17 protein-coding genes and 2 tRNA genes are annotated in these 18,660 nt (G+C 59.4%); 15 read left to right on the top strand and 4 right to left on the bottom strand.

All coding sequences use genetic code 11. From position 1 onward, the window contains the following. Positions 1-15: 15 nt before the first annotated feature. The 11 genes from kdpF to UM93_RS10320 all read left to right on the top strand — a co-directional run bounded on the left by kdpF (position 16) and on the right by UM93_RS10320 (position 13,809). A complete protein-coding gene (gene kdpF, locus UM93_RS18130) occupies positions 16-108 on the top strand; it encodes a K(+)-transporting ATPase subunit F (protein ID WP_082057096.1) in 93 nt (30 codons plus the stop codon). Positions 109-118: 10 nt separating this feature from the next. Then, positions 119-1,762, top strand: coding sequence for a potassium-transporting ATPase subunit KdpA (gene kdpA / locus UM93_RS10365; protein WP_045075431.1), 1,644 nt, complete (start codon positions 119-121; stop codon positions 1,760-1,762). 11 nt (positions 1,763-1,773) lie between these two features. Continuing rightward, positions 1,774-3,966 (top strand): potassium-transporting ATPase subunit KdpB, encoded by a 2,193-nt coding sequence (gene kdpB, locus UM93_RS10360; protein ID WP_045077233.1) that lies wholly within the window; start codon positions 1,774-1,776, stop codon positions 3,964-3,966. A gap of 36 nt (positions 3,967-4,002) precedes the next feature. Then, positions 4,003-4,599 carry a K(+)-transporting ATPase subunit C gene (gene kdpC / locus UM93_RS10355; protein WP_045075430.1) on the top strand — a complete coding sequence of 199 codons (597 nt, stop codon included), beginning with the start codon at positions 4,003-4,005 and terminating at the stop codon, positions 4,597-4,599. Positions 4,600-4,743: 144 nt separating this feature from the next. Then, positions 4,744-5,262 (top strand): adenylyl-sulfate kinase, encoded by a 519-nt coding sequence (locus tag UM93_RS10350; protein ID WP_045075429.1) that lies wholly within the window; start codon positions 4,744-4,746, stop codon positions 5,260-5,262. 104 nt (positions 5,263-5,366) lie between these two features. Continuing rightward, entirely contained in the window at positions 5,367-7,934 is a 2,568-nt protein-coding gene (locus UM93_RS10345) for a DUF4118 domain-containing protein (protein WP_045075427.1), read from the top strand. Continuing rightward, positions 7,931-8,617, top strand: coding sequence for a response regulator (locus tag UM93_RS10340; protein ID WP_045075426.1), 687 nt, complete (start codon positions 7,931-7,933; stop codon positions 8,615-8,617). The genes UM93_RS10345 and UM93_RS10340 overlap by 4 nt, the downstream gene beginning before the upstream one ends. A gap of 60 nt (positions 8,618-8,677) precedes the next feature. Continuing rightward, on the top strand, positions 8,678-9,865 hold the full coding sequence (locus UM93_RS10335) for a serine hydrolase domain-containing protein (protein ID WP_157874130.1): 1,188 nt from the start codon (positions 8,678-8,680) through the stop codon (positions 9,863-9,865). 147 nt (positions 9,866-10,012) lie between these two features. Next, entirely contained in the window at positions 10,013-10,651 is a 639-nt protein-coding gene (locus UM93_RS10330) for an MOSC domain-containing protein (RefSeq protein ID WP_045075425.1), read from the top strand. Positions 10,652-10,926: 275 nt separating this feature from the next. Next, entirely contained in the window at positions 10,927-12,864 is a 1,938-nt protein-coding gene (locus UM93_RS10325; RefSeq protein WP_045075423.1) for a DEAD/DEAH box helicase, read from the top strand. Between the two features lie 111 nt (positions 12,865-12,975). Then, entirely contained in the window at positions 12,976-13,809 is an 834-nt protein-coding gene (locus UM93_RS10320; protein ID WP_045075422.1) for an MBL fold metallo-hydrolase, read from the top strand. A 174-nt stretch (positions 13,810-13,983) separates the two neighbouring features. On the opposite strand, the gene UM93_RS10315 is transcribed toward UM93_RS10320, so the two are convergent. After that, complete coding sequence (locus UM93_RS10315) at positions 13,984-14,238, bottom strand: hypothetical protein (protein ID WP_234399287.1); 255 nt, start codon at positions 14,236-14,238, stop codon at positions 13,984-13,986. 165 nt (positions 14,239-14,403) lie between these two features. Between UM93_RS10315 and UM93_RS10310 the strand changes: the two genes are divergently transcribed. Continuing rightward, positions 14,404-14,475 (top strand) — tRNA-Thr (locus UM93_RS10310). A gap of 63 nt (positions 14,476-14,538) precedes the next feature. Then, positions 14,539-14,612, top strand: a tRNA-Met gene (locus tag UM93_RS10305). An 81-nt stretch (positions 14,613-14,693) separates the two neighbouring features. On the opposite strand, the gene UM93_RS10300 is transcribed toward UM93_RS10305, so the two are convergent. After that, on the bottom strand, positions 14,694-15,269 hold the full coding sequence (locus UM93_RS10300; protein ID WP_045075420.1) for a dihydrofolate reductase family protein: 576 nt from the start codon (positions 15,267-15,269) through the stop codon (positions 14,694-14,696). Positions 15,270-15,611: 342 nt separating this feature from the next. Between UM93_RS10300 and UM93_RS10295 the strand changes: the two genes are divergently transcribed. After that, on the top strand, positions 15,612-15,896 hold the full coding sequence (locus tag UM93_RS10295; protein ID WP_045075419.1) for a PLD nuclease N-terminal domain-containing protein: 285 nt from the start codon (positions 15,612-15,614) through the stop codon (positions 15,894-15,896). A 237-nt stretch (positions 15,897-16,133) separates the two neighbouring features. Here the strand turns inward: UM93_RS10295 and UM93_RS10290 are convergent, their stop codons facing one another. Then, complete coding sequence (locus UM93_RS10290; RefSeq protein WP_045075418.1) at positions 16,134-16,499, bottom strand: winged helix-turn-helix transcriptional regulator; 366 nt, start codon at positions 16,497-16,499, stop codon at positions 16,134-16,136. A gap of 78 nt (positions 16,500-16,577) precedes the next feature. Between UM93_RS10290 and UM93_RS10285 the strand changes: the two genes are divergently transcribed. Beyond that, on the top strand, positions 16,578-17,264 hold the full coding sequence (locus UM93_RS10285) for an NAD(P)-dependent oxidoreductase (RefSeq protein ID WP_045077228.1): 687 nt from the start codon (positions 16,578-16,580) through the stop codon (positions 17,262-17,264). Between the two features lie 245 nt (positions 17,265-17,509). Here UM93_RS10285 and UM93_RS10280 read toward each other — a convergent pair whose 3' ends face one another. After that, positions 17,510-18,496, bottom strand: a complete 987-nt coding sequence (locus UM93_RS10280; RefSeq protein WP_045075417.1) for a hypothetical protein — start codon at positions 18,494-18,496, stop codon at positions 17,510-17,512. Between the last annotated feature and the right edge of the window lie 164 nt (positions 18,497-18,660).

Below are 18,660 nucleotides of genomic sequence, written 5' to 3'. Positions count from 1 at the left end.
GGTGGCTAAGCTCTAATGCTGGTTGTCGCCTGGATTGCACTCGCCGTCGTGGGGCTGGCGTTGTGCGGTTATCTTCTCGCCGCCCTGATTCGCCCGGAAAAGTGGTGAGCGAAGTTCAATGATCCTTTCACTCGCATCCTTATTCACCCAGCTGGCCATCTTGCTGGTGCTGCTGGCGCTCGCACACAAACCATTGGGCCTCTATATGGCCAAGGTCTTTGAGAGCAGTAAAAACTACCTGCCGGAGAGGATTTTCTACCGGCTGGCCGGGGTCGACGCCGGTGCTGACCAAAAGTGGTCAACCTACCTACGCAGTGTGCTGGCCTTCTCGGTGGTCGGTATTCTTTTCATCTTCCTCATGCAGCGCTTACAGGGTCTGCTACCGGGCCAGGGAGCGGCGGTGGACCCGTGGGTGGCGATGAACACAGCGATTTCCTTCGTCACCAATACCAACTGGCAGACGTATGTGCCGGAGACCACCGTCGGAATCTTGGTCCAGATGCTCTTGCTCGCGGTGCAGAATTTCCTCTCTGCGGCGGTTGGGATTTCGGTAGCAGTGGCGCTGATCAGAGGCATCAAGCGGGCCAAGACCGAGCAATTGGGTAACTTCTGGGTGGACCTGGCCCGGGCCAGCTTCCGCATCCTGTTGCCGATTGCTTTTATCGGTGCTGTCGTCTTCGTCATCACCGGGGTGGTGCAGAACTTCACCATGGGTACCGAAGTGCATAATGCCGCGCTCGGTGTTGGGCAGACCATTCCGGGCGGCCCGGTGGCCTCCCAGGAAGCTATTAAGCTGCTCGGCACCAATGGTGGTGGTTACTTCAATGCAAACTCGGCGCATCCGTTCGAGAACCCTAATGCCTACTCCAATCTATTCTCGATTCTACTGATCCTGGTGATCCCGTTTTCGCTGCCCTATAGCTATGGTCGAATGGTTGGTCAGCAACGCCAGGGGTACACCATCCTGAGCGTGATGGCCGGACTCTGGGCCGCCAGCACAGCGCTGATGGCCTGGGCAATGGCGAGTGCACCCGCAGCTTCGGGGGAGGGCTACGAGCAGCGCTTCGGCCCCGCCGCGAGCTCGCTCTTTGCCACCGCAACTACCGCCACCTCAACGGGAGCGGTCGACGTCGCACATGATTCGCTCACGCCGCTAGCTGGCGGAATGGCGATGCTGAATATGATGCTCGGCGAAGTTGCGCCGGGTGGGGTCGGTTCAGGGCTCTACGGCATGCTAGTGCTAGCCATTATCTCCGTCTTCATCGCCGGCCTGATGGTGGGTAGAACGCCCGAGTTCATGGGCAAGAAGATCACCGCCAAGCAGATGAAGCTGGCCGCGATGTACATTCTGGTCACCCCGACCTTGGTGCTGGCGATGACCGGGATCACCATGTTGCTGCCCGAGCAGCTCAGCAATGCCCCGGCGAATGGACCGCACCAGTTCTCGGAAGTGCTGTATGCCTTCACCTCGGCGGCTAATAACAATGGCTCGGCCTTTGGCGGTATTACCTCTTCCGGCCCGTACTTCGCCACCATGTTGGGGCTGGCCATGTTCCTTGGCCGCTTTATCCCGATCATCCTGGTGCTGGCCCTAGCTGGTTCCTTGGCGCAGCAGCGTCGGGTGCCGGAATCCTCCGGCACGGTACCGACCCACGGTGCACTCTTTGGTTCGCTGCTGCTAGTGATCTCCGTGGTCCTCACCGCACTCACTTATTTCCCGGCCCTCGCTCTGGGCCCGCTCGCTGAAGGTCTAAGTCGATGAAAACAGCTCCGATGAATACTGATCTGAAATCCAACCCCGACGCCGCTGCGTCAACCGAGGGGACGAGTCACAAACGGGTCAAGGCACCCGCTAAGCTCTCCTTCGAATCGGTGCGCAACGCGTTGCCACTGGCTTTCAAGAAACTCTCGCCCCGTCAAATGGTGCATTCGCCGGTGATGTTCACCGTGCTGCTTGGTGCCGCGGTCTGCACGGTGGTCACCGTGATCGACCTGGCCACCGGCAGTGTCGACTCTGTGTTCAGTCTGGTGGTGACGGTTTGGCTTTGGCTCACAGTGCTTTTCGGCACCCTGTCCGAGGCTATTGCCGAGGGTCGAGGTAAGGCGCAAGCCGCCAGTCTGCGAGCCGGACGTACCTCGGTGACGGCACGGCAGGTGCTCTTCGGAAAGTCGGAGAGTGCAGGTCGAGCATTCACGATGGCAGATTTAGCTGGCGCGGAGTTCTTGCAGACTCCGGCCACCGACCTCACTGTCGGGGATATTGTGGTCTGCTCGGCGGGGGATACCATCCCCTCGGACGGCGAGGTGATTGCCGGTCTGGCCAGCGTTGACGAATCCACCATCACCGGCGAATCAGCGCCGGTAATCAGGGAATCCGGCGGCGACCGCAGTTCGGTCACCGGCGGCACCCGGGTGCTTTCGGATCAGATTTTGGTCCGCATCACCGCGGCACCGGGGCAGACTTTCATCGACCGGATGATCAAACTGGTAGAAGGCGCTTCGCGGCAAAAGACCCCGAACGAGATCGCACTCAATGTGTTGCTGGTTTCGCTGACCATCGTCTTCGTGGTGGTGGTGATGGCGCTCGCGCCAATGGCTAGCCTGGCGAATGCGGTGCCAACCCCGATCGTGCTGGTGGCGCTGCTGGTCTGTCTGATTCCGACCACCATTGGTGCGCTGGTGCCCGCGATTGGCATTGCCGGCATGGACCGTTTGGTGCAGCACAATGTGCTCGCCACTTCGGGGCGGGCGGTGGAAACCGCTGGGGACGTGGACACCTTGTTGCTCGATAAGACCGGCACCATCACCTTCGGTAACCGGCGTGCCGTTGGCTTCTTCCCGGTGGCCGGCGTCAACGACCGGCGCTTGGTGGAAGCCGCCCGGCTATCGTCGCTGGCTGACGAGACCCCGGAAGGCAGATCAATCGTCGAATTAGCCGATCAGATCGGGGTGAATGAACCCACCTTGGAGAGCTTGGAGGCTCAGGCCAGAGCCGGGCAGTTAGAACTGGAGACGGTGGAGTTCACCGCCAGTACGCGGATGAGTGGCATTGATCTGATTGAGGCCGAGCAGCCCGGGGGGACCAGAAAGCGGGAAATCCGTAAGGGTGCCGCCTCCGCCGTCGAGGCCTACGCTGATGCCGATGTTTTGCCGGAGCTTGCCGCCCAGCAAGTGCAGCGGATTTCCGAATCCGGCGGCACCCCGCTGCTGGTTGCAGAGAACGGTGAGGTACTCGGCGTGATCGAGCTGGCTGACGTGGTCAAGCCCGGGATGCGCGAACGCTTTGCCCAGCTGCGTCAGATGGGTATTCGCACCATTATGATCACCGGCGACAACCGAGTCACTGCTGCCGCGATCGCCGAAACCGCCGGGGTGGACGATTTCGTCGCTGAGGCTACTCCGGAGGACAAGCTCGAGGTGATCAAACGGGAACAGGCCGAAGGTCACTTGGTAGCGATGACTGGTGACGGCACCAATGATGCGCCCGCCTTGGCTGCGGCCGACGTCGGCGTGGCGATGAACAGCGGCACCCCGGCGGCCAAAGAGGCGGCCAATATGGTCGACTTGGATTCCGACCCTACCAAGCTGATCGATGTGGTCGGAATCGGCAAACAACTGCTGATCACCCGTGGGTCACTGACCACGTTCTCGGTGGCTAATGACGTCGCTAAGTATTTCGCGATCGTGCCGGCGCTGTTTGCGGCAGCGTTCCCGGGACTGGGCCTGCTCAACATCATGGGGCTGTCCTCGCCGAACTCGGCCATCTTGTCGGCGGTGATCTTTAACGCACTGATCATTATGGTGCTGGTGCCGTTGGCGCTCAAAGGCGTGAAATATCGGGCGGTTTCGGCCAGCCAAGCACTGGGCCGGAACTTGCTGATCTATGGTCTGGGCGGTCTGGTGGCACCGTTTATCGGGATAAAAATTATTGATCTGCTGATCTCGTTGATCCCGGGCCTGGGCTAGGCATCGACAGAGAACTAGAGAGAACTAGAGAAGAACATGAACAGTTTTAGTGCTTATTTACGGCAATTCGGTACCGCGCTGCGATTCCTGTTGCTGGCCACTGCGGTACTCGGGGTGATTTACCCACTGGCGGTTTGGGGCGTGGGGCAACTGGCCGCGCCGAGTCAGGCGAACGGCTCGCTGGTGCAAGTGGCCGGGCAACCGGCCGCTAGCTCGCTGATTGCCCAGTCCCCGGAGGATGGCTTAGGACAGAAATGGTTCCACCCGCGCCCTTCGGCGGTGTCCTGGAACCCGCTGAGCTCCAGCGCCAGCAATCTGGGGCCGAATGATCCGAAGCTGGTGGAAGCTATTTCGCAGCTGCGCCAGCAGGTCGCTCAGACTGAGAGCGTCGATGCTACACAAGTGCCGATTGATGCGGTCACCGCGAGCGGTTCCGGCCTCGACCCGCAGATCTCGCTGGCTTATGCACAGCTTCAAGTCCCACGGATTGCTCAGGCCACCGGTGTCTCCCAGACCGAGCTGCAGGGGCTGATTAAGAGCCGCACCACCTCCGGCCTGGAATCGTTGCTCGGTCAGGAGTCGGTCAATGTGACCCTGTTAAACCTCGATCTTGCCGCGAAGGGCGTGCGCTAGGGGAGCTGGAGGCTTCCGGGAACGCGGGAGTGCACCGTTCGGTGTGATCTTTGCGCGGTGGTGACTACCGCGCAAAGTTCTCGCCGAGCGGTGCACTGGGGTGTTCGGCGGCGGGCCTGCCGAACACTGAGACAGAATGTGACCATGGCAGAAAACTGCGAAGTGCTTTTTATTGGCGGACGCTCGGGGGTCGGGAAGAGCTCTGTGGCCTTCGAAATGCATCATCAATTGAGTCAGCAGGAGATCAAGCATGCGGTGATTGAGGGCGACAATTTAGATTTGGCCTTTCCGGTTCCCTGGGAGCATCGGCTTGCCGAGCGTAACTTGCGGGTTCAGTGGAGCAACTATCTTGAACTGGGGTATCAACGGTTGATCTACACCAACACGGTGAGCGTGCTGGAAACGGACGTTCTCGCTGAGGCAATGGGTGGCACACCCAGGGTCACCGGGGTGCTGCTCACCGCTGGCGACGACACCGTTTCAGCCCGGCTTGCTCAGCGCACCAGTGGAGCGGAGCTGCTAGCTGAGGAGTTAGTCCGGAGTTCGGCAGCGTCTCAGCAACTGGCCTCTCGAGTCCCGTCCTGGGTGCACCGGATTGATACTGACGGGCGCAAGACAGCGGAGATCGCTGCTGAGATCTTGCAGCTTTTGGATTGGCATTGAGGTGAACGCACGGCGACTAGCTGAATCGGACGATGGAATACTCGACTGGTTACCTGGACGGTGTTGCGCGACACCAGAGGATCGGAATAGGCGAAGATAGGAAGATGTCCAGAGGCACCCTGCGGATCTTGCTCGGCGCTGCCCCCGGCGTCGGCAAGACCTACGCCATGCTTGAAGAAGCGCAGCTCAAGAAGAACCAAGGCATTGACACAGTGGTGGCGCTCGCCCTCGACCACGGACGCAAAGATACTGCCGCCCTGATTGAAGGCCTCGAGGTCATACCGCCAAAGATTGTCAGCTACCGGGGCGCTAATTTTGAGGAAATCGACCTAGCAGCCGTGCTGGCGCGCAAGCCGCAGCTCGCGCTGGTCGATGAGTACGCGCATACCGTGGTGACCGATTCCGGCAGCAATGGCGAGGATCAACCACGGCGCAAACGTTGGGAGGACGTCGAAGCCTTATTAGCGGCCGGCATTGACGTGATTTCCACCCTGAATATTCAGCACCTAGCCTCCCTGGGGGATGTGGTCAGCCAGATCACCAATACCAAACAAACAGAGACGGTGCCTGACGAGGTGGTGCGCCGCGCGGATCAGATCGAACTAGTCGATATTTCCCCGGAGTTGCTCCGACAGCGGCTCTCCGCCGGGAACATCTACGCGGCCGAAAAGATCGACGCCGCACTGGCCAACTATTTCCGGCTCGGTAATCTTTCGGCGCTGCGCGAACTCGCGCTGCTTTGGCTTGCTGATCAGGTCGAGGACGGGTTGGCGGTCTATCGCAATACGCACGGCATCGAGGAGAGTTGGCCGACCCGGGAACGCGTCGTCGTCGGACTCACCGGCGGCCCCGAAGGTGAGGTGCTGATCCGTAGAGCAGCGCGAATCCTGGCTCGGGTTGCCGGCGGCGAGCTGCTGGGGGTGCATGTCCGGGCGGCGGATGGAGTGCGCGGTGAATCACCCCGTGACCTTGAGGCTCAGCGCCAGCTCCTGAAAGATCTGGGCGGTAGTTATCACAGCGTGATCGGCGAAGATCCCGCCCAAGCCATGCTGGAGTTCGCTCGCAGCGCCAATGCTACCCAGCTGGTGGTGGGTATCTCGCGGCGTCGCCCGCTGGCACGGTTATTCGGCGGTGGCGGGGTGGGGGCCAAGGTGGTGCGCGGCTCGGGCGATATCGACGTGCATATGGTCTCGCACCCGATGGGCGGCCGGGGAGTGCGCTTCCAACGGGTCGGTGATCTGGGTCGCCGCAGGGTTTTACTCGGCTTCGCGCTCGCCATCGTGCTGCCAGCGCTCATCGAGACCGCGCTGGTGCAATGGGTGCCCAATAGCTTCGTCACCGACACCCTGCTGCAACTCTCGGGTTGTGTTCTGGTTGCCTTGGTCGGTGGCTTGTGGCCCGCGCTGCTTGCTGCGCTCTTCAGTTCACTGCTGCTTAACTTCTTCTCCGCTGCCCCCACGGGTACTTTGACCATTGCGGATCCCGAGAACCTACTGGCTCTGATCATTTTCCTTGGCGTTAGCGCGGCGGTTGCGGTGGTGGTGGGTTTGGCCGCGCGGCGTTCGCGAGATGCCTCGTTAGCCGGTGCAGAAGCTGCCACCTTGACCGAACTAGCGCGTGGCGCGCTCGGCGGGGAAGATTCCTTGGAGTCTTTTCTGAAACAAGTCCGGGAGAATTTCCGGGTCAACTCGGTGAGTTTACTTTCATCGCCTACCGGGGCCACACCTCCCGATTGGCAGCTTGAAGCCTCGTCGGGAGAAAATCCTGCGCTGTCACCGGAAGAGGCTGACAATGTTGAAGAGGTTGAACCCGGTTTGGCACTGGCCCTCAATGGCCGCACTTTGGACGCCGCAGATCGCCGACTGCTGGTGGCTTTCGGCGCGCATCTGGTCGCGTTGCGACAACGGATTGCGCTGAACATCAGCCGTCGCGATAACGTCAGACTGGCTGAGGGAAACACCATGCGAACCTCGATCCTACGAGCCGTTTCGCACGATCTTCGGACGCCGTTGGCGGCAATCAAGCTTTCGGTCAGTAGCTTGCGCCAGGAAGAAGTGCATTTCGAACCGGCCGACGAAGCGGAGTTGCTCGCCAGCATTGAGAGTTCAGCCGATAAATTAGATGCACTGGTTGGAAATCTTCTGGATATGTCAAGAATTTCCTCCGATGCGGCGACCCCGTTGCTCGCCCCGGTGCGCTGGAGCGATGTCATTGATGCAGCGTTGGGACACGGCGGCGACGGAGCCCTGCCACCCGCTGTGCGGGTCGATCTGCCCGCCAATATGCCGCCGGTGGAGGCGGACCCGGGCATGTTAGAACGGGTGATTGCCAACATTGTGGAGAACGCCCTGAAGTACGCCCCGGATTCCGATGTGGTACTGGTTGGCAGCGTTGGCGGCGCTGGCAGTGCCCTGATTGATGGTCAGCCAGCCAGTGAATTGCGCATCATTGACCATGGCCGGGGCGTTGCAGCGGAGGATGTGATGGCGATGTTCAGGCCTTTCCAACGCCTCGACGATGTCCCGGCCGGCACCGGAGTTGGCTTGGGACTGGCAGTGGCCAAAGGATTTACCGAAGCAATGGGCGGGGTGCTTGAAGCTGAGCAGACCCCGGGCGGTGGGCTGACCATGGTGGTGCGGCTGCCTATGAGTGTTGGAGGAGCAAGGCAATGACGACTGTACTGGTGGTCGATGACGAGCCGCAGATCCTGCGCGCCCTGCAAATCAATTTGCATGCTCACGGTTATACGGTTTTTACCGCTGTCAATGGGACTGAAGCGCTAGCCACTGCCGCTGCACATCGGCCTGACGTGGTGGTCTTGGACTTGGGCTTGCCAGATATTGATGGGCTGGACGTTATCGCCGGGCTGCGGGGCTGGACGGAGGTGCCGATTATCGTGCTTTCGGCGAGGCATGCCTCCGAGGAGAAAGTCGCTGCTCTCGACGCCGGAGCCGATGACTATGTGACCAAGCCGTTCGGGCTCGATGAGTTCTTGGCACGCTTGCGGGCGGCCCAACGACATGCCGAACAACGGATCAGCGCTGGCCGAGCGGTACCGACGGTGACCACCGAGGATTTCGTCGTTGACCTGCAAGCAAAAAAGGTTTTACGCGCTGGTGAAGCGGTGCGGTTGACCCCGACCGAGTGGTCGATCCTAGAGCTATTGGCCAGGAACCCGGGAAAGCTGATTAGTCAGCAACAAATTTTGGTGCAGGTGTGGGGGCCGGCCTATGCCAAAGAGACTCAATATTTAAGGGTCTACTTAGGCCAGCTGCGGCGAAAGCTGGAACCGGACCCGGCTCACCCTCGGCACCTGGTGACCGAGGCCGGGATGGGTTACCGCTTCGAACCGTAGCGGTCGAGCCGCCGGGAGGCTAAGCTCCCAGTATTGGGGCTGAAAGAGAGGTTACTGAAAATGTCCAATCAGCCAATGTCCAATCAACTAACGCCCGATCAGCCCAATCAACTGTACCCAGGTCAACCGCAGTCCAAGTTTCAACGGGTCTGGGCTTCACTTGACGAGGCGGTGGCCGCCGGGCGGTTTCCCGGGGTGGTGGCGGGTGTCCGACAGCACGGGGTGAGCGAGTTTCACGCCAGTGGAACGCTGGCTCTTGATTCGGATCGACCCATGCTGGAAAGCACCCCGTTCCGGATCGCCTCGCTGAGCAAACCTTTTTCCGCTGTGCTGACCTCGTTTCTGTTACAGGACGGGATCCTGGAGTTAGATGATCCAGTCAGCTCCTGGTTGCCGGAGTTAGCTGAGCCTCGGGTGCTCCTGGACCCGAATGGACCGCTTGATCAGACTGCTCCCGCCGAATCTGCCATCACCGTTCGGCAATTACTTGACGGCACTCTGGGCGCTGGGGTGATTTTTGGCAGTTCCCCGCTTAGTGAGGCAGTCCAAGCTGCCGGGATCGGTGCCGGAACCATGCCACCAAATCTGAGCGCTGATGAGTACCTAGCCCGGTTCGCCGAACTTCCGTTGAGCTATCAGCCCGGCAGTCGCTGGATGTACAACACCTCTGCTGATCTGCTCTCTATCTTGCTTGCCCGCGCTAGCGGGAAGACGTTGGCTGAGTTGCTGTGGCAACGCATCACCGAGCCACTGGGGATGTTGAACACTGCCTTTTATGCTCGTGCCGAGGAGCTACCGGCGCAATACATTCCAGGAGCTGATGGTCTGCAACTGGTCGACCCCGCGGATGGGCGTTTCAGTCGGCAGCCCAAGTTTGAGACTCTGGCCGGTGGGCTGGTCTCAACGGTGCCCGACTATCTGAAATTCTTCGGCGCCCTGGCCGATGGGCACTTGCTGCCGGAAGAATACAAAAGGCAGATGGTTTCCGATCAGCTCACCGTGGCGCAGCGCACGAGCGCTAGCCCGATCCTCGGACCGAGTAGCTCCTGGGGATGGCAGATCGGCGTGAACATCGCGGAAGCAGAGAACTCGATCTCGGCGGGCAGCTACGGTTGGACCGGTGGCAGCGGCACCAGTGCAGTGGTAGACCCAGGGCGGGACTTGATCGGGGTGGTTTTCAGTCAGCGCGCAATGGCCGGACCAGACGATGATTTCAACTATTTCTGGACACCATTGGCCAGCCAGTAAGCCTGTTCTCTCCCAGCTGTCCCAATGAATGCTGCTGTTGTGACGGCAGTGTTCGTGTTTTCGTAACATCGGTAACATTCGTCGCTTTCACTGGGATAACGGGGACAACATGAGGGGTTGGCCCGGGATGGGCCGTAGGGTGGAGGAATGGTTGATCAAGGAACCGTGCTCGCGGTCTGCCGGGTGCACGCACTGCTCGCTGACCAGGGCAGCGGGGTGACCGCCATCGATAAACGCCCGGTCACCGGGCCGGTTAAAGTCCAGCCCTACGGGCTATTCGCGGATGTGCAGGCTGACCGCAAAAACCATGGTGGCCTACATAAGGCTGTCTATGCCTATTCGCAGAGCGATGCCGACTTCTGGGCGGTGCAGCTGGGTCGAGAGGTGCCGCCGGGCCTCTTCGGCGAAAATTTGCGACTGAGTGGCGTCGAGGCGAATTCCGCGTTGATTGGTGAGCAGTGGCAGCTCGGCGCGAAGGCCGTCGTCGAAGTCACCATGCCCCGCACTCCCTGCTCGGTCTTTCAACGCCGGATGGCGGAGCCGCAGTGGGTCAAGCGATTCACCGAAGCCGCGCGGGTGGGTGCCTATTTGCGGGTGTTGCAGACCGGCAGCATCCAGCAGGGGGACGAGGTGAGAGTCATTCATCGTCCTAGTCATTCGGTGACGGTTCGCGATTGGTTCAGTGCCCCGTCGATAGCCAAAATGCAGGCCCTGCAGAATGAGCCCGGCCTGGAACTCGCCCCGGAATATCAGCCGTATTTTGAGAAGCTATTGCGGCGCAATTAGTTCGTTCGTTCGGTGATGTGCGCCATCTCACCCGCCCTGGACGCCGCTCCGAGCCGCTTCGGTGGCCGTTGTACCGTATGATTAAATCGCTCCCTTCTTACGGAATCCCTTTTCTTTCTTCCCTATTTTCCTGTCGAAACCGCTGTTAGCGGTGCCTAACGGTGATGACAGGCCCGCGTTAGTGGCGGGCAAGTGCGTAGGGGATCGCCGTGAGGTGAATCGTCCGGATATCGAGTTGCCTTCGATCCGGCCCTATGTGAACGAGGACTATTCCTATGCCCGAAAACCAAGATTCCGACTACGCCACCGACCGGATTTCCGACGACAACGCCGAGCAAGATGTGCTCTTCACCGATTTTGGCCTCGACGAGCGGGTGCTGAAAGCGCTCAAAGACGTCGGTTATGAAAAGCCTTCGCCGATCCAGGCAGCTACCATTCCGGTGCTGCTGGAAGGTCGCGATGTCGTCGGCCTGGCGCAAACCGGAACCGGTAAGACAGCGGCTTTCGCGGTTCCTGCGCTGTCCCGGATGGCCGAGCTGCCAGCCACCAAAGCTACCCAGGTGCTGGTGCTGGCGCCGACCCGCGAGCTCGCACTGCAGGTCGCCGAAGCGTTCTCTTCCTACGCCGCGCACCTGAACGACTTCAGCGTGCTGCCGGTGTACGGTGGCTCCGCTTATGGCCCGCAGCTGGCTGGCCTGCGTCGCGGCGCCCAGGTTGTTGTTGGCACCCCCGGCCGAGTGATCGATCACCTGGAAAAGGGCTCGCTCGATCTTTCTGAGCTGGAGTACCTGGTACTCGATGAAGCCGACGAGATGCTCCGGATGGGCTTCGCCGACGACGTCGAGCAAATCCTGGCGCAGACCCCGGAAGAGAAGCAGGTCGCCCTATTCTCCGCCACCATGCCCGGCCAGATCCGCCGGATCGCGAAGAAATACCTGAAAAACCCCGCGGAAATCTCGGTGAAGGCTAAGACCACCACCGGCGAGAATACCCGGCAGCGCTACCTGCAGGTAATGGGCCCGCACAAGCTCGATGCGATGACCCGGATCCTTGAAGTTGAGGACTACGACGGTGTGATCGCCTTCGTGCGGACCAAGATGGCCACCGAGGAACTTGCCGATAAGTTGAAGTCCCGTGGCTACCGCGCGGCCGCCATCAATGGCGACATTCCGCAGCAGCAACGTGAGCGTACCGTTGAGGCGCTGCGCTCGGGCAATATCGACATCCTGGTGGCTACCGATGTGGCCGCTCGTGGGCTGGACGTGGAGCGGATCAGCCTGGTCGTTAACTACGACATTCCGCATGACACCGAAAGCTATGTGCACCGGATTGGCCGTACTGGCCGTGCTGGGCGTTCCGGTGACGCGATCCTGTTCATGACGCCGCGCGAGAAGTACCTATTGCGGGCGATCGAGAAGGCCACCCGGCAGCCGGTGGAGCAGATGCATTTGCCGAGCGCTGACACCATTAATAATTTGCGGTTGAGCAAGTTCGCCGATCAGATCACCGAAACCTTGGGCTCCGAGGATCTTTCGGTGTTCCGTGAACTGATCAGCTCCTACGAAGCCGATCACGACGTGACCGCTGCTGAGATCGCCGCCGCCCTGGCGTTCATGGCGCAGGGTGGCGAGTCCTTGCTGGTCAAGGATCTACCAGCCGCCCCGGAGTACCAGAAGCGTGAGCGTTCCAAGGACGGTTTCGGTTCGCGTGGCCCGACCCGGGCACTGACCGAGGGCAATGCCACCTACCGGATCGCGGTCGGGCGCCGTCAGCGGGTAATGCCCGGTTCGATCGTCGGTGCAATCGCCAATGAGGGCGGCCTGTCCTCCTCACAGATCGGCGGTATTGATATTCGGGCCGATCATTCGCTTGTCGAGTTGCCCGCCGAGCTAAGCAAGGATCAGTGGCGTGCGCTGTCTAAGACCCGGATCGGTGGCGAGCTGATTCACCTCGAGCTGGATAAGGGACGCCGTCCCGGTTCCGGTGGTGGCTATAAGAACCGCGAAGAGCGCGGCGATCGTGGTCAGGGCGGCTTCAAGAAAAAGTATTCAAATGATTCCTCCGAACGTGGTTCGGAGCGTGGCGGCCGCGGTGAGGGCGGCTACTCCCGCAACTCCGATCACGGCCACACCGGTCGCGGCGCAGGGGACCGCAAGCCCCGGCACGGCAAAGAGACCGGCGGCCGGGATTTCAACCGCAAGGGCAAGTGGTAAACCGCTAACCCGCACATAACACCCGCTGAGTTCGTGGTTCAGTCTCGGATTCGCCTGTAATTACTAGCGAATTCGAGACCGAACCACGAACTCGCTGTTTAAGCTGGAGGGATGAGATGGAAGGTGCAGGACAGCGTCAGTGAGGTCGCCAGCGGAATTTTCTTCGTGCAGGGCCCGGCCTCGAACTGGACCATCATTCGGGACGTCGCCGGAGCCGAGCCCAAGGAAGAATCAGCTGAGCCACAGCGAGGGGAGCAAACCTCCGATCCAGGGTCGGAACGCTTCCTCCTGGTGGATACCGGTTATCCGGGGGACCGCGAGAAGCTACTTGAGTCAATTGCCTGGTGCGGCCTGGAGCTGAGCGATTGCTGCGGCGTCGTGGTCACCCATGCGCATTCCGATCACATTGGCTCGGCAAAGTTTCTCGCCGAGCAGGGGATTCCGATCTATGCTCACGCACTCGAGCTGCCCAATTTACGGCGTGAGGTCAGTGAACAAGTCACCTTGGCCGATTTTGGCTGGCGAGTCATGATTCCGCGGGTGCTGCGCTGGTTAAGGCATGCGGTGCGCGTGGGCGGCCTTAGCGATGTCTCGGTGGCCGAACCCCAGGAGGTGAGCGCAGAGGTGCTGGGGGCGCTGCCAGGGGCTGCCGAGCTAATTCTTACCGGTGTACACACCAGCGGGCATCTGGCCCTCTACCTGCCCGAAGCCGGAGTGCTGCTGAGCGGCGATGTGGTGGTCACTGGGCACCCGCTGAGCCGCTGGCAGGGCCCACAAACGCTGCCCAAGCTTTTTCATCACCAACCAGAGCTGATCGCGCAAGGGATCGAGAAGCTCAAGCCACTTAATGTTCGTCTGTTGCTCCCAGGGCACGGCCCGTATCTCAGGGTAGAGCAGGAATGGTTCGAGCAGGTGCGAGTCGCGGACTACTGGCCCTATCGTTAGCGGCTCCCAAAACCTCGCCCCGGTTCGAACACCCCTCCGCGAGTTCGCTTCCAGCGCGCGAAATCGTGGGGTTTTGCAGGCGAATCCGAGAAGCGGAAGCGAACTCGCGGGGGTGGGCGAGCATGGGCAGGCGAGCATGGGGAGCCGAGGCTTGGTGTGGCCGCGATGAAGTGGTCAGCGGTTCCGGGGGTGCTGGCGGGCCAGGCGTTCGTTGCCGCGTTTGTAGTTCCCGGTCAAGCGGGCCATCAGTTCCTGCGGATCGCCGCGTTCGATGTCGTCCAGGAAGTCTTGGGCTCGCTTGCCCCGCAAGACGGTGGCTTTCTTACCGTGATGGCTAATTACCACCTCACTATTGCTCGTGACGAGGTAGTCGAAATTGGTTGCTTTGCCGCTGATGCTCGATCCTTTCGACTGGCTGGAAGCTTTCACTCATCGAGTGCCCGTTGTGTTGCTATCCGCCCGAGCTTATGCCGGAACGGGGCCGGCGTCTAGCCTTATTTTGGCGGAATTTTCGGCGCTTAGGGCGGCGACTTAACGCAACGAAGATTGCTGATTTCCACTAGCCCGAAACGACTGGTAAAGTATTCATCTGTTGCCCCCCTAGCTCAGTGGTAGAGCGCGTTCTTGGTAAGAACGAGGTCACCGGATCGATTCCGGTGGGGGGCTCGCAAATGAGGAGGCTCGTGTCAAGGCGGTTTTGGCCGGCAGACACGAGCCAATCTCATTTATGGCGGTGTAGCTCAGTTGGTTAGAGCGCACGACTCATAATCGTGAGGTCGGGAGATCGAGCCTCCCCACCGCTACCGTGAAAGCCCCGGGATTCCGGGGCTTTTCTGGTTTCGGAATCACGCAGATCAAATTCGGGGGTCTGCCCTTAGCTGGTTTTATCGCAGGACGCGGTATTGCAGGTGGGTCGCTGTGGTGGATGGGTCGGCTGAGATCCTTTCAAGGGCGATTGTCGAATCGAGTGTTCCGAACAATGCTGTGCCGCCTCCGAGGAGAACCGGCATGATATGCAGGTGGATCTCGTCAACGAATCCTAGGGGGAGTGCTTGCTGCATGATTGTCGCGCCGAAAAGGTGAACGTCTTTGTCTCCGGCGACGCGTTGAGCTGTCTCGAGTGCGCTCTGCACGCCGTCTGAGATGAAGGTGAACACTTCGGGATATTGGCGCTCGGGCTGTCGATGGGTTAGCACAATGACAGGAATGTCGCCCATTGGTCCGGCGTCGCCCCAACCGCCGTCACCTTCATTCTTCTCAAAGGAGGTGCGTCCCATCACGATCGCGCCAACTGAGCGTATCGCCTGTTCGAGAACCTTCCGATCTAGATCCGAGGCGGAGGGTCGCAGCCAGGCATGAAGGTCCTGAGCGCCGTCTCCGAAAGGATTCTCTCTGTTGTCATGAGGCCCGGTTACATAGCCGTCCACTGAGACGGACATATCGCAAATGGTGAGTCCCACGGTGTCAACTCCTTCGTTGCTAAAGATTAGTGAGAACGACTCGGCGCACGATTCAAAGTCGCGGAATCAAGCCTTTATACCGTTGTGGAGAAGTTCCGGATTCCCGGCTTTCTCTGCTGTAGTCGTGAGCCTAGCGTAGGTCGGCTCGTTCTCGCCTTCGCGACAGGAGATTCTCAGGCCTCGGAACTGTCTCGTTTCTTTACCGGTGGCTCGAATTCATCCTTGCGGACGATCTATCGAGGGGCTAGATCCCATCCAGGTCTGACGTTCGCTCGTGAGATCTGTGATTATCTGGAGGTATAGGCGATTAAGACGCAGAACATACCAGTAGGAGAACAGAAAATGATCTACCAAGCAGTGTTGGCGGCCGAACAGGCTAACTCGGCCGAACAGGCCCTGGGAGTCGCTCTGGTGGTCGGGCTGATCGTGGTTGGCATTGCCCTTTTGGTGCTGTTTATCTCGGCCCTGATCTCGGTCTTGAGCTCGCGGGTGTTAACCGGGGGCGGCAAAGTCCTGTGGATCCTGGTGGTTTTCGCCTTCCCGTTCCTCGGTCCTCTGGGGTGGTTCATTTGGGGCCGGAAACAGCCGAGCTATCGCAGCGGACAGCCGATTCAGGAAGTCAGCTGAACTTTCCGCGCCGGGCGATTCATCACGTTCGAAAGAAACGATCCCCGTGATTTAACAGCAAACTGTTTCAGTTTTGTAATCACCTGAGGGCGCGGAATGTCATTAATTAATGCTATTCATTTTGTCGGGAGGGTTTCAGAGCGGCAGGCAGTATAGTATTTTGCCGCTGACATTTGGGGGCTTTGAAACCAGCCCAGCTGGGTGGGGTTTTGCAGGGGGGCACCCCATCCAGCTCACCTAATCAGCTGAACTGCGCCGTTCGCGCTCGGCGAGTACCGAAGCGAAATGTTCCCGTGTCCACTCCCGGCTAGCTTCGATCAGTGGCAACAGACTGAGGCCGAGTTCGGTGAGGGAGTAGCTAACCTTAGGTGGGTTATCGAAGAAATCCGTCCGGAGTACGAAACCATCGTGCTCCATGCGGCGTAAGGTCTCGCTAAGTACTTTCCTAGTCACCTTGGCTAAACCTGCCTCAAGCTCAGTAAATCGCTTTGGCTGCTCAGCGAGCGATAGTAGGATCATGGTCTGCCATTTGCTGCCTAGCTGTGCTGGAAAACTTGAGAGCGGGCAAGCCGAGTCGAAGATCTGTATTGATTGTTTGGTCATGAGTCTGTTTCGTTGAAGTAACAAGGTACTACCGTCATAGCGTTGAGGCTCTTCGAGGTATTTCCGATGGGAGCAGCAATGACTAAGATTTTGGTTTTTGGGGCGGCAGGTCGAGCTGGCGGCGCAATAGTGCAGGATGCACTAGAGCGAGGCTGGGAAGTTACTGGAGTGGTCAGATCACTCGCACAAAAACAGTTCATAGAACGGCCGGGACTCACTGCCGTCCTGGGTGACGTCAGGTCGATCGAAAAACTGACCGGTCTGGTGACCGGACATCAAGCGGTAGTGAGCGCGGTGACGCCCTTTAGTGCGCCCCCGGACTCCTTTGAGTCTTTCGACCAGAACTTCTACCGGGATCTCACACAGGGGCTGGTCGAGGCAATGCGAGTGAACGGAATCCGACGTTTGGTGACGATCGGTCTCGCCGCGACGCTACGGCACCCTGACGGTGGTCTGGTGATGGATAGCAGCGAACTTTTCCCTGCCCGGTTGAAGCCCTTCGCGACAGCCCACTTGAGGGCAGTGCAGTATCTGGAGCAGCAAGTTGCCGACCTCGGTTGGGCCGTGGTAACTCCGCCGCCACTGCTGCACGCCGAGAACCGCCTTGGCCGGGTCGAAGTAGCCGCCCCGCAACTGGTTGAGGGGGTTGACTTGAGTTATCTGGAGCTAGCCAGGGCAGTTAATGATGAACTGACAATGCTCCGTCAGTCGGGAGCGCAAGTGGCGGTCTTTCACCGGCTTAGCCTGGAAAAGACCGGGTTGTGAGTCAGATGGGCGTCGACTCAGCGGGTCGACTCAGAGCGCAGACTAGCAAAGACTTTTTGATCTGCTGGGAATGAGAGATTTGAGAAAGCTGTAGCGCATGGTGGTTCCACCTCAAGAGCGGAACCACCATGCGCTACAGCTAACTAAAAGATTTCGCCCGAGTTACTAGTCGCACCGAGAGACCTGATGAAATTAGATCTGAAGGTTACTCGTACTGCCGATTACACCCGTGACATTAGCTGAGATTACCAGCCGATGGTGTCCAAAATGGCCAGAGTGATGCTTCCCGGGTCGCGGATGGTCTCGGCCTTGCCGATCTTCGGAGTCAGCAGCGAATTCGGATTGCCAGCGGGGTAGGTGCTCTCGTCAAGGTGGGAGTAGCTACTGCCGCCTTCCCAAGAGGAGGGCGCGTAGATCTTCGCGGCGTTGCCGTTGTTCGCCGTTCGGACCTGGCTACTGTCAAAGGACAGATTCCCACTGGTCAATTTTGTGGCCAGGGTGGAGGAGTTGTTGGCAAAGCTGGTTAGCGCGTTCCCAGCGGAATCCTTGGTGTAAAGATCGTAGGAGATCGGGGTGTTCTGATAGCGAACCGTTCCCTTAGTGCCTGAGACGTTGCCAGCGCCTAGGAAGCCGAGCCCGTGGCCTAACTCGTGTAGCACCACACTGGTGAAATCATACTTCCCAGCGGGTGCCGGTTCAGCCCCGAAGTGCCAGTTAGTGAACGAGCTGCTGAAGCTGGCCTGAATGTCTGCCGACGGGTCTAGCTGCTTGCCCGCTTGCTTATTGGCGATCGCGTCGACGTAGTAGGTATCAGTCTTCTCGGCGCCTGGGAAATTCTTATACAGTGCGCTGGCTCCAGCCTGGCCGAGAACCCCCGGGGCGAGGGCCGAGAAATTTGCGTCAATCGTAATCGGTACCGGCGAGCTGATCTTGCTGGCCCAAATATCCACAGCCCGCTGGAAAGCCGCCTGAGCCTCCGGGGTAAAACCGGTGTAGTTCACCTGGAAGGTCGCGGTTGGAGCAGCTAGTGCGCTTCGTGACAAGGTGTTCTGGGTTGGCCCGACATAGGTAGGCTTGGCCGGGTCGGTATCGGCAACGGTGATGGTAGCCAACGACGACGGCTTCCGATCGAAAGCTGGGGCTCCAGTGGCAAGGGCCGCCGGGGCTCCGATAAACGCGGCGGCCACCACGGAACCGACGATTGATGCCGCAACTATACGTGATTTGAGCATTTCATATCTCCTTGAATTATCTGAGGTGAAAATTATGATCTGACAATTAATAAACAATCACCGTGGATTCAGATATTCAAATAAAATTACCTCTAGTTAATTAATGTAACTTGATGAAGAAATTACCTAAGATTACTCATTATGAGGAATTCATAATGCTTGTG

Origin of the sequence: Psychromicrobium lacuslunae (assembly GCF_000950575.1) — a bacterium.
Classification (GTDB): Bacteria; Actinomycetota; Actinomycetes; order Actinomycetales; family Micrococcaceae; genus Renibacterium; species Renibacterium lacuslunae.
Note: the sequence above shows the minus strand (reverse complement) of the source record. Positions and strands in the feature narration are given on the sequence as shown.

Bases quoted from the DNA above. Each gene is read 5' to 3' on its own strand.
- kdpF (WP_082057096.1), top strand. From the start codon at position 16: ATGCTGGTTGTCGCCTGGATTGCACTCGCCGTCGTGGGGCTGGCGTTG.
- kdpA (WP_045075431.1), top strand. From the start codon at position 119: ATGATCCTTTCACTCGCATCCTTATTCACCCAGCTGGCCATCTTGCTG.
- kdpB (WP_045077233.1), top strand. From the start codon at position 1,774: ATGAATACTGATCTGAAATCCAACCCCGACGCCGCTGCGTCAACCGAG.
- kdpC (WP_045075430.1), top strand. From the start codon at position 4,003: ATGAACAGTTTTAGTGCTTATTTACGGCAATTCGGTACCGCGCTGCGA.
- UM93_RS10350 (WP_045075429.1), top strand. From the start codon at position 4,744: ATGGCAGAAAACTGCGAAGTGCTTTTTATTGGCGGACGCTCGGGGGTC.
- UM93_RS10345 (WP_045075427.1), top strand. From the start codon at position 5,367: ATGTCCAGAGGCACCCTGCGGATCTTGCTCGGCGCTGCCCCCGGCGTC.
- UM93_RS10340 (WP_045075426.1), top strand. From the start codon at position 7,931: ATGACGACTGTACTGGTGGTCGATGACGAGCCGCAGATCCTGCGCGCC.
- UM93_RS10335 (WP_157874130.1), top strand. From the start codon at position 8,678: ATGTCCAATCAGCCAATGTCCAATCAACTAACGCCCGATCAGCCCAAT.
- UM93_RS10330 (WP_045075425.1), top strand. From the start codon at position 10,013: ATGGTTGATCAAGGAACCGTGCTCGCGGTCTGCCGGGTGCACGCACTG.
- UM93_RS10325 (WP_045075423.1), top strand. From the start codon at position 10,927: ATGCCCGAAAACCAAGATTCCGACTACGCCACCGACCGGATTTCCGAC.
- UM93_RS10320 (WP_045075422.1), top strand. From the start codon at position 12,976: ATGAGATGGAAGGTGCAGGACAGCGTCAGTGAGGTCGCCAGCGGAATT.
- UM93_RS10295 (WP_045075419.1), top strand. From the start codon at position 15,612: ATGATCTACCAAGCAGTGTTGGCGGCCGAACAGGCTAACTCGGCCGAA.
- UM93_RS10290 (WP_045075418.1), bottom strand. From the start codon at position 16,499: ATGACCAAACAATCAATACAGATCTTCGACTCGGCTTGCCCGCTCTCA.
- UM93_RS10285 (WP_045077228.1), top strand. From the start codon at position 16,578: ATGACTAAGATTTTGGTTTTTGGGGCGGCAGGTCGAGCTGGCGGCGCA.
- UM93_RS10280 (WP_045075417.1), bottom strand. From the start codon at position 18,496: ATGCTCAAATCACGTATAGTTGCGGCATCAATCGTCGGTTCCGTGGTG.